The sequence below is a fragment of the Pseudomonas ceruminis genome, from assembly GCF_021602025.1.
GTDB lineage: Bacteria > Pseudomonadota > Gammaproteobacteria > Pseudomonadales > Pseudomonadaceae > Aquipseudomonas > Aquipseudomonas ceruminis.
The window spans coordinates 184,935-198,327 of record NZ_BQHW01000006.1 but is presented as its reverse complement, the minus strand read 5'-3'; the positions used below and the strand labels follow the sequence as shown (position 1 = coordinate 198,327).

14 protein-coding genes are annotated in these 13,393 nt (G+C 62.9%); 5 read left to right on the top strand and 9 right to left on the bottom strand.

All coding sequences use genetic code 11. The annotated features are described in order from the left end of the window. Positions 1-13 precede the first annotated feature (13 nt). The 4 genes from L6D80_RS09975 to L6D80_RS09960 all read right to left on the bottom strand — a co-directional run bounded on the left by L6D80_RS09975 (position 14) and on the right by L6D80_RS09960 (position 2,938). A complete protein-coding gene (locus L6D80_RS09975) occupies positions 14-307 on the bottom strand; it encodes a co-chaperone GroES (RefSeq protein WP_009395550.1) in 294 nt (97 codons plus the stop codon). Positions 308-544: 237 nt separating this feature from the next. Then, positions 545-1,006 (bottom strand): FxsA family protein, encoded by a 462-nt coding sequence (locus L6D80_RS09970; protein WP_054899285.1) that lies wholly within the window; start codon positions 1,004-1,006, stop codon positions 545-547. Positions 1,007-1,072: 66 nt separating this feature from the next. Further along, on the bottom strand, positions 1,073-1,804 hold the full coding sequence (locus L6D80_RS09965; protein WP_054899284.1) for a HugZ family pyridoxamine 5'-phosphate oxidase: 732 nt from the start codon (positions 1,802-1,804) through the stop codon (positions 1,073-1,075). Between the two features lie 123 nt (positions 1,805-1,927). Further along, the gene (locus L6D80_RS09960) at positions 1,928-2,938 is read right to left on the bottom strand and encodes a DUF481 domain-containing protein (protein ID WP_176514868.1); all 1,011 of its coding nucleotides are present in this window, start codon (positions 2,936-2,938) and stop codon (positions 1,928-1,930) included. A 153-nt stretch (positions 2,939-3,091) separates the two neighbouring features. Here L6D80_RS09960 and L6D80_RS09955 point away from each other — a divergent pair, with 153 nt between their 5' ends. Beyond that, on the top strand, positions 3,092-3,445 hold the full coding sequence (locus tag L6D80_RS09955; RefSeq protein WP_082422700.1) for an MGMT family protein: 354 nt from the start codon (positions 3,092-3,094) through the stop codon (positions 3,443-3,445). A gap of 43 nt (positions 3,446-3,488) precedes the next feature. After that, the gene (locus L6D80_RS09950; RefSeq protein WP_176514870.1) at positions 3,489-5,036 is read left to right on the top strand and encodes an AmpG family muropeptide MFS transporter; all 1,548 of its coding nucleotides are present in this window, start codon (positions 3,489-3,491) and stop codon (positions 5,034-5,036) included. A 72-nt stretch (positions 5,037-5,108) separates the two neighbouring features. Here the strand turns inward: L6D80_RS09950 and L6D80_RS09945 are convergent, their stop codons facing one another. From L6D80_RS09945 to L6D80_RS09935, 3 genes are all read right to left on the bottom strand, one after another. Next, complete coding sequence (locus L6D80_RS09945) at positions 5,109-6,353, bottom strand: MFS transporter (protein ID WP_054899281.1); 1,245 nt, start codon at positions 6,351-6,353, stop codon at positions 5,109-5,111. Positions 6,354-6,545: 192 nt separating this feature from the next. After that, positions 6,546-7,388 carry a mechanosensitive ion channel family protein gene (locus L6D80_RS09940; protein WP_054899280.1) on the bottom strand — a complete coding sequence of 281 codons (843 nt, stop codon included), beginning with the start codon at positions 7,386-7,388 and terminating at the stop codon, positions 6,546-6,548. A gap of 114 nt (positions 7,389-7,502) precedes the next feature. Continuing rightward, positions 7,503-7,988 carry a YajQ family cyclic di-GMP-binding protein gene (locus L6D80_RS09935; RefSeq protein ID WP_012312882.1) on the bottom strand — a complete coding sequence of 162 codons (486 nt, stop codon included), beginning with the start codon at positions 7,986-7,988 and terminating at the stop codon, positions 7,503-7,505. A 102-nt stretch (positions 7,989-8,090) separates the two neighbouring features. Here L6D80_RS09935 and L6D80_RS09930 point away from each other — a divergent pair, with 102 nt between their 5' ends. The 3 genes from L6D80_RS09930 to L6D80_RS09920 are packed head-to-tail and all read left to right on the top strand — an operon-like array spanning position 8,091 to position 11,647. Then, the gene (locus L6D80_RS09930) at positions 8,091-9,008 is read left to right on the top strand and encodes a putative 2-dehydropantoate 2-reductase (protein ID WP_176514872.1); all 918 of its coding nucleotides are present in this window, start codon (positions 8,091-8,093) and stop codon (positions 9,006-9,008) included. Between the two features lie 40 nt (positions 9,009-9,048). Beyond that, on the top strand, positions 9,049-11,079 hold the full coding sequence (locus L6D80_RS09925; protein WP_176514874.1) for a sensor histidine kinase: 2,031 nt from the start codon (positions 9,049-9,051) through the stop codon (positions 11,077-11,079). Between the two features lies 1 nt (position 11,080). Beyond that, positions 11,081-11,647, top strand: a complete 567-nt coding sequence (locus tag L6D80_RS09920) for a cob(I)yrinic acid a,c-diamide adenosyltransferase (RefSeq protein ID WP_176514876.1) — start codon at positions 11,081-11,083, stop codon at positions 11,645-11,647. A 77-nt stretch (positions 11,648-11,724) separates the two neighbouring features. On the opposite strand, the gene L6D80_RS09915 is transcribed toward L6D80_RS09920, so the two are convergent. After that, positions 11,725-12,669: a Nudix family hydrolase gene (locus L6D80_RS09915; protein WP_176514878.1), complete on the bottom strand. Its 945-nt coding sequence runs from the start codon at positions 12,667-12,669 to the stop codon at positions 11,725-11,727. Continuing rightward, positions 12,666-13,298 carry a glutathione S-transferase family protein gene (locus L6D80_RS09910; RefSeq protein ID WP_054899275.1) on the bottom strand — a complete coding sequence of 211 codons (633 nt, stop codon included), beginning with the start codon at positions 13,296-13,298 and terminating at the stop codon, positions 12,666-12,668. Before L6D80_RS09910 ends, L6D80_RS09915 begins: the two co-directional genes overlap by 4 nt. Positions 13,299-13,393 lie beyond the last annotated feature (95 nt).

The following is a 13,393-nucleotide window of genomic DNA, read 5'->3' as shown; positions in this document are numbered from 1 at the left end:
GAAGTCGGGGAAATCAGCCTTCGACAACGGCGAGAATTTCGTTCTCGCTCATTACCAGCAGGTCTTCGCCATCGACTTTCACGGTGTTGCTGCCCGAGTAAGGGCCGAAAACCACTTTGTCACCCACTTTGACGGCCAGCGCACGTACTTCGCCGTTGTCCAGGATGCGACCGGTGCCGACGGCGACGACTTCGCCGCGGTTTGGTTTTTCAGCGGCCGAACCCGGCAGGACGATACCGCCAGCGGTTTTCGATTCTTCTTCGCTGCGACGGATGACTACGCGGTCATGCAGAGGACGAAGCTTCATTGTCGATCTCTCCCAAATTGTGGTTTTCATCGGCCGGTAGACACCGGCGGGTTGATGCAGTCCGGCGTTGCCGGGGGTGGTCCGCAACGGGCGAACCACCTGTGTAATGTCTGGTGTCACCACCAGAAACCTTGCGGTGACCACATACATGAGGCCGCCATATTCAATTACAAGGCTTGCCTCGGAAAAATTTTCATTAGCCTGAAACAGTTGGGGCCGCAAAGCGGCCCCAGGGTGTTACTTGTCACGGCGTTCGTATTCGCCTTCGATCACATTGGGCCGGTGGCCGCTGTCACGCGGCTGTGCCTGGAACGGGTCGTCCTGAAACGCGCGCTGGCGCATGGCCTGCGCCTCTGCGCGCTGGCGCAGCTTGCGCGCCGCCAAGTGGCGGGTGAACGGCAGCAGGCAGAGCACCCCGAGCACGTCACTGATGAAACCTGGCAGCAGCAGCAGGCCACCGCCCACCGCCATCATCAGGCCCTGGAACATGTCCTCGGCAGGCAGTTCGCCGCGCTGCAGGCTTTCACGGGCACGCAGGGCCGTGGCCAGTCCGGCCACCCGCATTACCAGTACGCCCAAGGCAGAACCGGCGATGATCAACAGCAACGCCGGAAAGAAACCGATGGCTGCGCTGACCTTGACGAAGACGAACAGCTCCAGCACAGGGAAAAGCAGAAACAACAGTAGAAAAGCACGCATCAAGGATTCCTCGACGGAAGACAATCTTCCCTTACGACCATCAAATGGATGCGTGCGCTCGATTTTTCAAGCTTCGACTTCTGTCGCAGTGGGCCATTGGTCGGCGCGTGCAAGCAAAACCAAGGCTTCGCGAACTTGTGTCGGGGTATTGCAGGTGCCTGGGAACGGCAGCCAGTAGATGCCCTGGCCGATGCGCAGGTGCATGCCCTCGCTGTCGATACCGACCATGTGCGCCGTGGCGCCATCCGGCAAGCCGCTCAGCGCCACGTAGTGGGCGATTGCGTTGGCGTGGTCGCTGTTCATGTGTTCGATCATGCTGGCCTCGGCCTTGCCCGCGAACGGGTTGGCAAGGGTCACCTGGTCCAGCCAGTGGATCGCGCCAAAACCGCCGATGTAGCGGTGGCGCACAGGCTCCAGCACCCAGAAATCGAAATCGTGGGCCTTGTGGTAGTTGGCGGCCTCGGGGAAGTAGCGGTAATAGCGTTCGGCGGCCGCCTCGATGACGCTTTCATCGACCAGCTTGCGCGCCTGGGCCATCACAGTGAGGCGGCCAACGGCCTGCACATCCTCGGCTTCACGCTCGCCCACCAGCAAAGAGCACTTGGGGTCTTTCTGCAGGTTATGGGTGTGCTGCGCGATGCGGCTGATGAGGATCAGCGGGTTGCCATCGGCATCCAGGCAATACGGCACCACCGACCCGAAGGGGAAACCTGGCATCGACTTGGAATGGGTCGAGAGCACGCCGCGGTATTCCTTGAGCAGCAGTTCCCGGGCGGGGCGGATGGCGTTCTGACTCACGTCTGGTTCCTCGGCAGTAACAAAGCAGTTGCAAGCTATAAGCTACAAGCCACACGAAAAAGCAAGACAGGGACGCCACCTTCCTCACTTTTCAACAGGTAGCTTGCAGCGCGCAACTGACCTTTACCAGGTCACACCAAAGCCTGCGGTATAGCGGGTCTTGTCCAGGTCGCTCTCACGGGTGCCGGTGATGATGTCCTTCTCCGCCTTGAGGTTGAGCGAGGCCCATTCGGTGACCTTGTAGCGCAACCCGACCTCGGCATCGAGCGAGTAGTCAGCTACGCCGCCCAAGGGTTTGGCGAACTCGCCATTGGTGAACAGCTGCACGTTCTTGCCAATCAGGTACCGGGTGTAGTCCCACTTCACCGCCGCTGAGTAGAAGTTGTCCTTGGCGCCATCCTGATATTCGAAGTCGGTACGGTTGATCAACGAACCGAGCGAAAACGCGCCAAGCTCGTCATCCCAGAACTGGTAGCCTGGGCCAGTACCCACGGTGCGCTGACGGGACAGGTCCTCGACGTGATCACGCTTGTATTCCAGCCGGCCCTGCCAGAACCACTTCTCGGTGATGAAGCGGTCGAGCGCGTACTCGGCGCTCCAGTTGTCGGTGGTGGTGACATCGTCCTTGGTTTCGCGGTTGTATTCGCCTTCGGCGTTATGGCGCCAGCGGCCGTGCCGGGCAGTGGTCTTGAAGCCGATGTCATAGTCGTCGGTGTCGTTTTCGGCACGCTTGTAATCCATCGCCACGTCGACGTTACCCTTCCAGATCAGGTCCTCGACTACTGGCTTGGGCTTCATGATCTGGTGAATGCTGGCCAGCTCGACCGTTTTCGGCGCTTCGCCATTGGCCAGGGTGACCTTGCCCGCTTCGGCCGCTTTCAGCGACTTGGCCTTCTCACCGTTGTAGGCGTCCTGCTTGACCAGCAGTTCCTGGTCGCTCTCCAGGGTCTGGACCTGTTTCCAGTCCAGGGAGATCGAACCACCGTAGGGGGTTTCCAGCAGCAACTTGCCACCGTCGAACACTCTGATCTTGCCGCTGAGTCGATCGCCGTTCTTCATCCAAACGGTATCGGCGAACACTGGGGCGGTGCACAGGGAGGCAGTCATCAGGCACAACAAGGATCTAGAATACATAAGCGGACTGTGGGTTCGATTTGACGAAAAAAGCCGGGCATTATCCAGATACCGACGACCAGAGCAAGGACAGACCCAGAACCATGCCATTGAGTTCAACGCTCATTTGCCGCGACCACTCGTCCGGTTTCACGCCAGGCCAGGGCTGCCCTGATGTCTGAGCCTTACGCGCACGCATCGGAATCGCCCGAGGCCCGACGAACGGCGTTGTATTCCGTGCTTGGTCAAGTGCCTGAAGGCAAGGTCGTCAGTTACGGCCAACTCGCCGAACTGGCAGGGCTTGGCCGAGCGGCACGCTGGGTCGGGCGCACCCTGGGGCAGTTGCCGGCCGATACCCGATTGCCCTGGCACCGCGTGCTAGGCGCAGGGGGGCGGTTGAGCCTGGCGTCGGGCACGCCATCAGGTGATGAGCAACGGGCACGGCTGCGTGCAGAAGGTGTGTATGTAACCAATAATCGTGTGGATATGACGCGCCATGGCTGGCGCCCAATGGAGCACAGCGGTTAGAGTGCGCGCTTTGTTTTCGTAAACTTGAGGCAGATGTTGGCCCATGCCCCGTAAAACCTGGCGCGCTGCGCTCGCTGCCTATGCCAGCCCGTCAACCCAGGTACTTTTGCTGCTTGGTTTCGCCGCCGGCTTGCCCTACATGCTGGTGTTTTCGACCCTTTCGGTGTGGCTGCGCGAAGCGGGCGTGGCCCGCGAGACCATTGGCTATGCCAGCCTGATCGGCTTGGCCTATGCGTTCAAATGGGTATGGTCGCCCTTGCTCGATCAGTGGCGCCTGCCGCTGCTCGGTGGCATGGGGCGCCGTCGTTCGTGGCTGCTGCTGTCCCAGGCCCTGGTGGTGATCGGCCTGGTGGGCATGAGCCTGTGTGACCCTCAGCAGCATCTTTCGTGGCTGATTGCGCTCGCGGTACTCGTCGCTTTTGCCTCGGCCACCCAGGATATCGCCGTCGATGCCTATCGCCTGGAAATCGCCGACGATCAACGCCAGGCTGCGCTGGCGGCCAGCTATATGGCTGGCTACCGGGTAGCGGCCCTGCTCGCCACCGCCGGCGCCCTGTTCTTCGCCGAATGGTTTGGCTCCACCGGCTTCAGCTACTTGCACAAAGCCTGGGCCGGCACCTATGTGTTGTTCGGCTTGATGATGCTGCCTGCCCTGTTCACCACGCTGGTCATGCGTGAGCCGCCGGTACCGCTGCGCACCCAATTGTCGGCTGCACGCTACGGCCTGGTCCATCAACTGGCCTCGGTGTTCGTGCTGATCATTCTGCTGGTGTCGGTGCCCGCAAGCTTCACCCAGTTCTTCAACACCGACTGGGCCAGCGTCATCTTCGGCGATGCCACGCCACTGGACCTGCTGCTCGAAGACCGCGCCTTCTTGAGGCTGATCCTCTACGCCTCGCTGACCTGGGCCTGCCTGTCGGGTATGGGGCGCCGCGGCCTGGCGCCCGTGCTGACCCCCGTCAACGACTTCATCGTGCGTTACCGTTGGCAGGCCCTGCTGCTGCTAGGGCTGATCGCCACCTATCGCATGTCGGACACGGTCATGGGGGTAATGGCCAACGTGTTCTATATCGACATGGGCTTCACCAAGGACCAGATCGCCAGCGTCAGCAAGATCTTCGGTCTGGTGATGACCCTGGTTGGCGCGGGGGTCGGTGGCCTGCTCATCGTCCGTTTCGGCATCCTGCCGATCCTGTTCATCGGCGGCGCCGCCTCGGCGGCGACCAACATCCTGTTCCTGATGCTGGCCGACATGGGGCCGAACCTGGAGATGCTGGTGGTGACCATCTCGCTGGACAACTTCAGCGCGGGCCTGGCCACTTCAGCGTTCGTCGCCTACCTGTCGAGCCTGACCAACCTGAAGTTCTCGGCCACCCAGTACGCCCTGCTCAGCTCGATCATGCTGTTGCTGCCGCGCCTGATTGGCGGCTATTCGGGGGTAATGGTGGAGAAGTTCGGCTATCACGACTTCTTCCTGATAACCGCGCTGCTGGGCGTGCCGACGCTGATCCTGATTGCACTGCACTGGCACCAGGAAGTGCGGCGTGGCAAGCAGGCGCCCGTCGAGGATTCAGCGGCCGAGCGGCCTTGATGGAGGGCTGAAACCTGTTACCGGCCAGCGCGTGGGCAAGCCCGCGAACTGGCCGGTAACAGGCGCTCAAGCTTACTGGGCCACAGCGCCTTCCCCGCGCGGCCCACCGATCACAAACCACAACGGCCACAGCGCCAGCGCCCCGGCAATACCCGCCGCCAGTGCGAAATGCAACAGGCTCGCACCCGCGCCAATCATCGCCATCACCGCGCCGCCCAACCCCAGCAGGGCAATGGTGATCATCCCCAACATGGCCGAAACCAGGCCCTTGCTCTGTTCGCTGGAGAACAGCGTCATGCGGTACAACACCGCGTTGGCCACGCCCAGGCCCAACGCATACAGCGACATGCCTGCGACCACGCTAGGCACCGTCGGCCAGTACCAGGTGGCCAGCACCATCAGGCTCAAGCCGGCCAGGTAGGGCCACAACGCCCCTCGCACCAGCGCCGCCAATGGGTAGCGGTCAGCGATGCGGTTGATGATCAGGTTGCCCAGGATCAGCCCGCCAAACACTGGCAGTTGCCACAGCGCATAGGCCATGGTGCTCAGCCCCTCATCATGGATGAGCAAGACAGGCGACAGGCCGATCCAGCCGATCAGGGGCAGGCCGACCAGGCCCAGCGCGGCGCTGCCAGCAACGAAACGGCGATTGGCCAGCAACTGCCCGTACCCCGCAAGCAACGGCAGCAGATGAATCGGCGTGAACGCCAGGCGTGAGCCATCACGACGCTCCACCCCCAACGTCTCGGGCATCAGGCGGTACAACAGCAGCCACGTCAGCACCGCGCCAATGGCGAACGCCACGAACAACCAGCGCCAGTCCAGCCACTGCAACATCAGGGTGCCCACCAGCGGGCCAAGCAGCGGCGAGAGCAAGGCGATGTTGGCCAGCAGGGCCATCATGCGTACCGCGTCCGCCTCGCTGAACGCCTCGTTCAGCGCCGGATAGCTGACCGTCACCACGAAGCCCAGGCCAACCCCCTGCAACAACCGTAGCAGGTTGAACAGGCCAATATCCTGAACCCAGTACGTGGCGAGGCAAGCCACACCGAAGAAGATGCAACCGGCCAACAGCAGCGGGCGGCGACCGTAGCGGTCGGCCAGCGGGCCGATCAGCCACTGCAGCACCACGCCACCGAGCAGGTACAGGTTGAGTGCGTGGGGGATGTATTGCGGGCTGGCGTTCAGGTGGTCGACCACCACAGGCATCGCCGGCATGACAGCGTCGCTGGCAAGGTAGGTGAGCAGCTCGAACAAGGCCAGGGTCAGGCCGAACAACAGGGCCCTGAGGGGAGTGATATACAGCAGTGGCTTCATGATGGCTTTCGGGTAGAGACAGGTGAGGCCAGCCTATATGCCAGAAACGGCACGGGTTGGCTGTGAACAAGTGTAATGGCACACAAAAAGCGAGGGCCGCTGCGCGCCCCTTTCGTGGCACCTTGCCGCTCCTGCACGGGGCGGCCTGGCGTCGCGAAAGGGGCGCACAACGGCCCCCGCTACAGCCCAGTGTTACTGCGCAGTGGTTTCCTGCACCACGCGAATCACACGCTGCGGGAAGGGAATATCGATCCCCTCGGCTTTCAACCGGTCACGCGCCTGCTCGTTGAGCATGAACATCACATCCCAATAGTCCGCCGTCTTGGTCCACAAGCGCAGCGATACGGTGATCGAGCTGTCGCCCAGGGTCGCCACCACTGCCTGCGGCGCAGGGTCGGGCAACACACGTGGGTCTTGTGCCAGTTCCAGCAGCACATTACGGGCTTTTTGCAGGTCAGCCTCGTAATCCACACCTACATCGAACACAACCTTGCGCGTTGGCTGGCGGTTGGTGTTGGTGATGATGCCGTTGGACAGGCTGCCGTTGGGCATGATGACCGTCTTGTTGTCACCGGTGCGCAGCACTGTGTGGAAAATCTGGATGCTGTCGACGGTGCCTGCGACACCCTGCGCTTCGATCCAGTCGCCGATGCGGAATGGGCGGAACATCAGGATCAGCACGCCGCCGGCGAAGTTCGCCAGGCTGCCCTGCAAGGCCAGGCCAATGGCCAGGCCTGCGGCACCAATGGCCGCGACGAACGAGGTGGTCTCGATGCCGATCATCGACGCCACGCTGACCAGCAGCAGCACCTTCAGCACGATGTTGGCCAGGGTACTGATGAAGCCTTGCAGTGCCAGGTCGGCGTTGCGCAGCCCCACCAGCTTGCCCAACCGGGCGCTGACCTTGTTGATGATCCACCAGCCGACCGCCAGGGTCAGCAGCGCCAGCAGCACACGGCTGCCGTATTCCATGATCAAGGGGATCCAGGTCTGCGATTGGCGAACCAGCTGATCGACTTCAGCGTTCAAATCCATATTCATCTCCTGATGCCGAGCGGCAAGTACACAGTAAAGCAGCCACCAGCGGTTCAGCGGCCATGAACCCCCATGGACATCATCGCGCCATCGGGGTTCCTGGCGCTCCCTGGATCAGTCGCGGAAGTTGTTGAACTGCAGCGGCATGTCGAATTCCTTGGCACGCAAGGCAGCAATGGCCTCTTGCAGGTCGTCACGCTTTTTGCCGGTGACACGCACCTGCTCACCCTGGATGGCGGCCTGGACCTTGAGCTTGGCATCCTTGATGTGGGCGACGATCTTCTTCGCCAGCTCCTTGTCGATGCCTTCACGGAACTTGGCTTCCTGCTTCATTTCCTTACCGGAAGCGTAGGCGTCCTTAGTTTCCAGGCATTTGACGTCGATCTTGCGCTTGACCAGCGCCAGGCGCAGGATCTCGATCATGGCCTCGAGCTGGAACTCGGCCTCGGCGGTCAGCAGCACGGTTTGTTCCTTCTCCTTGAACTCGAAGCTGCCCTTGCCCTTGAGGTCGTAACGGCGGTCGAGTTCCTTGATGGCGTTTTCGACGGCGTTCTGCACTTCGTGCTTGTCCAGTTCCGATACCACGTCGAACGAAGGCATGGTTGTTCTCCATAAAATAAAAGCGCGCTCAGTCTGAAGATGGAGCGCGTCGGGGTTAGAAGGTTAAAATGCGGTCTCATTATAACGGGTTGCGAAACGCAGATGAGCAGCACCTGGCATATTCTCGGCGCCGGTAGCCTTGGCAGCCTTTGGGCGTGCCGCTTGGCACGTGCAGGCAAGGCGGTACGCCTGATTCTGCGCGACGGGCAGCGGCTGCAGGCGTATCAGCAGGCCGGCGGGCTGACATTGGTCGAGCAGGACCACGCCAGGATGTACGCCATCCCCGCCGAAACGGCCGAGGGCGACGGGCCGATCCACCGCCTGCTGCTGGCCTGCAAAGCGTACGACGCCGCTCCCGCAGTTGCCCGCCTGGCGCCACGCCTGGCCGCTGACGCGGAGATCGTCCTGCTGCAGAACGGCCTGGGTAGCCAGGATGATGTCGCAGATCAGGCCCCACTTGCCCGTTGCATCTTCGCCTCCAGCACCGAGGGCGCCTTCAGCGAAAGCGATTGGCGGGTACGTTTTGCCGGCCAGGGCTTCAACTGGCTGGGTGACCCGGGCAACCCCGGTGTGCCGCAATGGTTCGACGACCTGCATGACGCGGGCATTCCCGCCCAATGGTCGGTGGACATCCTCACCCGTCTGTGGCGCAAGCTGGCGCTCAATTGCGCCATCAACCCCCTGACCGTGCTGCACGACTGCCAGAACGGCGGGCTGCTGGGGCATCTGGACGAAGTCGACAGCCTGTGCGCCGAACTGGGCGAACTGCTGCGCCAGTGTGGCCAGCCCAAGGCTGCCGATGACCTGGGCGAGGAAGTGCAACGGGTGATCCTTGCCACGGCGGCCAACTACTCTTCCATGTATCAGGACGTGCGCGCTGGTCGGCGTACCGAGGTGCATTACCTGCTGGGTCACGCCTGCCGTGCTGCAGAACGCCACGGTATGGCACTGCCACAGCTGGAACACCTGCACCAGCGCCTGGTCGATAACCTGCGAGCTCGCGGCTTGCCCTGCGCCTGACGCGACCCCTTCACAACCGAATACGGACATTGCCTTGCCCATGACCCTGCGCCAACGCCTGGAAAACCTCCCGGTCGGGCAGAAGCTGCTGGCGGCCCTGCTGGTGCTGCTGGTGACCATACTGCTGGTGGCCAACCTGACCTTCATCAGCGCCGCCTACTGGATCACCCAGGAGAGCATGGCGCCGCAGGCACTGCAGACCATCGGCCGCCTGGTCGCCAACCCACAACTGTCGGCACGCGCCGGCGACTCTCCAGAAAACGCCACGGCACTGCTCAATGAACTGGATAGCTACACGCCGCTGCGCGCCGCCGCGGTGTATGGCGGTGATGGCCGCCTGCTCGCCCAACTGCAGCATGGTGAACCCATGGCGCTGCCCAAGCGTTACCGCAACATCGATGGCTGGCGCCTGATGGAATTTCGCAGCACCCAGTTGATTCGTATCCCCCGCGAAGCCAGCCCACCTGCGCACTTGCTGCTGGTGGCCAGCAGCGAGCTGCCGACCGCCTTCTACACTGGCACCCTCAGCGCCAGCCTGGCGATCCTGGTGTTCAGCATCCTGCTGTGGCTGGTGATCGCACGGCAGATCAAACGCCTGATCACCCAGCCGATCAACCAGCTCGAAGAGCTCAGCCGCCAGGTTACCCGCGAAGAGAGCTACGCGCTGCGCGCCAAACGTGGCAACGACGACGAGATCGGCAGCCTGGCCGAGGCCTTCAACACCATGCTGTCGCGTATCGAGGCGCGCGAACAGCAGCTCAAGCGCACCCGCGACGAATTCCAGAGCGCCTTTGATCAGGCCCAGGGCCTGGCCGAGGAAACCCGCCACACCAACCGCAAGCTCGAGTTGGAAGTCCAGGTGCGCAGCAAGATCGAGAAGAAACTCACGGGCTTTCAGAACTACCTCAACAGCATCATCGACTCCATGCCTTCTGCGCTGATCGCCCTCGACGAACAACTCTACGTCACGCAATGGAACCAGGAGGCCACGGCACTTTCCGGCACACCGCTGGACGAAGCGCTGAACCAGCCCATCTTCATCGCCTTCGAACCGCTCAAGCCCTTCCTGCCGCAGCTCAAGGAGACGGTGGAGAAACACCGTGTCGCGAAGATCGAACGGGTCACGTGGCCCAAGGGAGACGACTCACGGCATTACGCATTGACCTTCTACCCCCTGATGGGCGGTGGCGGCCGTGGCGTGGTGATCCGTATCGACGACATCACCCAGCGCCTGTCGCTGGAAGAAATGATGGTGCAATCGGAAAAAATGCTCTCGGTGGGCGGGCTGGCGGCCGGCATGGCGCACGAGATCAACAACCCGCTCGGGGCGATCTTGCACAACGTGCAGAACATCCGCCGACGCCTGTCACCGGAGCTGCCACGCAATCAGGAACAAGCCAGCGAGCTGGGCATCGACCTGCCCACCGTCAACCGCTACCTGGAAAGCCGGGAGGTGCCGCAATTGCTCGACGGCATTCAGCAAGCTGGCGCCCGGGCTGCGAAGATTGTCACCCACATGCTCAGTTTCAGCCGCCGCAGCAACCGCCAGTTGGCCCCATGCGATTTGCCAGCGCTGATCGACCAGGCAGTGGACATCGCCGGTAACGACTTCGACCTGACCATCGGCTTCGACTTCAAGGGCCAGGCCATCGTCCGTCAGTTCGACCCCAACCTTGGGCCGGTGCCCTGCACCGCCAACGAATTGGAGCAGGTGCTGCTCAACCTGCTGAAAAACGCCGCCCAGGCCATCCACCTGCGCCCACAGCCCAGCGAGCCCGGGCGTATCACTCTGCGCACCAAGCTCAATCCGCCGTGGGCCGAGATTCAGGTCGAGGACAACGGTATCGGCATGCCCGAAGCGGTACGCAAACGCACCTTCGAGCCGTTCTTCACCACCAAGGAAATCGGCCAGGGCACTGGGCTTGGGCTATCGGTGTCATATTTCATCATTACCAACAACCACAAGGGGCAGATGGAGGTGCAGTCCACGCCCGGCCAGGGCACGTGCTTCACTCTGCGCCTACCCCTCGGCCAGCCGGCAGCGGCGACGCCAACCACAACGGAGGCATGACATGGGCTATCGCCTGTCGAAGATCTACACCCGCACCGGCGACAAGGGTGAAACCGGCCTGGGCGATGGACGCAGGGTACCCAAGGACCACCCGCGTATTGAAGCGATCGGCGAGGTGGACAGCCTCAACAGCCAGCTTGGGCTGCTACTGGCAGGCCTGGATGAGCACGGGCTCAAGGAGGTCAGCGAAGTTCTGGCACCATGTCAGCACCGTCTGTTCGACCTCGGCGGCGAGCTGGCAATGCCTAGCTACCGAGCGCTGAACATGGCCGAGGTAGAGCGCTTGGAAGCCGCCATCGATGTGTGGAACGACGAGCTGGGGCCGCTGAAGAACTTCATCCTGCCCAGCGGGTCGGCACTGGTCGCCCAGGCCCATGTATGCCGCAGCCTGGCGCGTAGTGCGGAACGGCGCTGCCAGCAGTTGAATGCCGTGGAGCCACTGGAGGGCGCGGGGCTGGCGTATATCAATCGCCTTTCCGACCTGCTGTTCGTGGCGGCGCGGATCATCGGGCGGCGCCAGGGAGTGGCCGAGGTGTTGTGGCAGGCGGCAGAGCGCCCTCTGGGCTGAGCCCAATCGCCGACCAACCGGCTCCCACAGCCACTGCGCGGGTCACTCACTAGAAGGCCCGCCCAGCGGCCCCTGGGTCAGGCCTCAGGCCAGAACGCTCGAATTCCGGCCACACCCTGCGCCCCGGCTTCCCAGGCTCGCCCACGCTCATCTGGGCCCACCCCGCCCAGCAAGAACACGGGATGGCTGAAGCCCGCGATCAAGCGCTGCGCCTCATCCCAACCCAGCGGCGCCGCCTCGGGGTGGGTCTGAGTCGGCTGCACCGGCGAGAGCGTGACGAAATCCACGCCCATCTGCTCGGCCAGCGCCAGCTCCTCGGCGTTGTGGCAGGAGGCCGCCAACCAGCGGTCCTTGGGGAACGGACGGCCCTTGGCCGCGTATTTGCGCAGCTGCGCCGCAGTCAGGTGCCAGCCGGCCGACGGGAAGTCGCCCAGCCATTCCAGAGGCCCCTTGAGCATCAGTTGCGCCTTGCCGGCGCACAAGCCCACCGCATCCACCGCCACATCGCGGTATTTGGGGTCGTACATGTCCGGGGCGCGCAGTTGGATCAGGCGGATACCGGCAGCCACTGCCTTCTGGATGCCCTTGAGCAGTTGTGGCACTTCCAGGCCGTCCGGGGTGATCAGGTACTGGTCTGGCAGGCGCGCAGCGGCCACGATTGGCTTGTTCGCCTCGGGAAAGGTGTACTGCGACAAGTCACGCGGCATCACCCACTCCAACGGCTGGCCTTCGGCACCGTGTGGTTCGCCGGTAAAGGCGTCGACCTCGCGAACATCCAGCAATACCTGCTTGTCCGGGTAATCGTGGCTGACCTTGATCAGCGCCCGCGAGCGGGTCACTTCGATGCCCAGCTCTTCGCGAAGCTCGCGGGCCAGCGCCGCTTCGACGCCCTCGCCCTCCTCCACCTTGCCGCCAGGGAACTCCCACAGGCCGCCCTGGTGCTGGCTGTCGGCTCGGCGGGCAATGAGAATACGGCCGTCAGTGCCGCGAATGACTGCTGCTGCTACATGAATCCGTTTCACCCTTCACGCTCCGCCAGGCCAGCTTGTTGCCAGGCCTTGAAGGCCGGCCACTGGTAAATGGTCTCGATGTACGCCGCAGCCTGCGCTGGGACTGCCACACGGTAGGTGCGCAAGCGCACGGCCACCGGCGCGAAGAAAGCGTCGGCCAGGCTCGGCTTGCCGAACAGGAACGGCCCACTGTCCTTGGCCACCAAGCGGCATTCAGACCACAGTGCGACGATACGGTCGATGTCCACCTGCACGTCCAGGGGGATGCTCTCCAGTGCCTCATCCCGCGACAGGTCGAATGGCATGGCACCGCGCAGGGCGAAGAAGCCACTGTGCATCTGCGCGCAGGCCGAGCGGGCCTGGGCACGAGCGGCCACGTCGGCAGGCCAGAGTTGGGCCTCGGGGTGGCGCTCATTGAGGTATTCGGCGATGGCCAGCGAATCGGCGATCACGCCGTGCTCGCTCTTGAGCAGCGGTACCTTGCCGGTGGAGGAGAAGGCGAGAAGGCGCTGACGGGTATCAGGCTGCTTGAGTTTGATCAGGGTTTCTTCGTAGGGAACGCCGGCCAGCTCGAGGGCCAGCGCGCCGCGTAGCGACCAGGAAGAATACAGCTTGTCGCCGATGATCAGGTGATAGCTCATGGGTCGGCTCCATCAGAGGTGTATTGCAGAACCCGCAGGCTGCTGCGCAGCCTTTCGCGGGCAAGCCTGCTCCGACAGGGGCTGCGCCGCTCCTT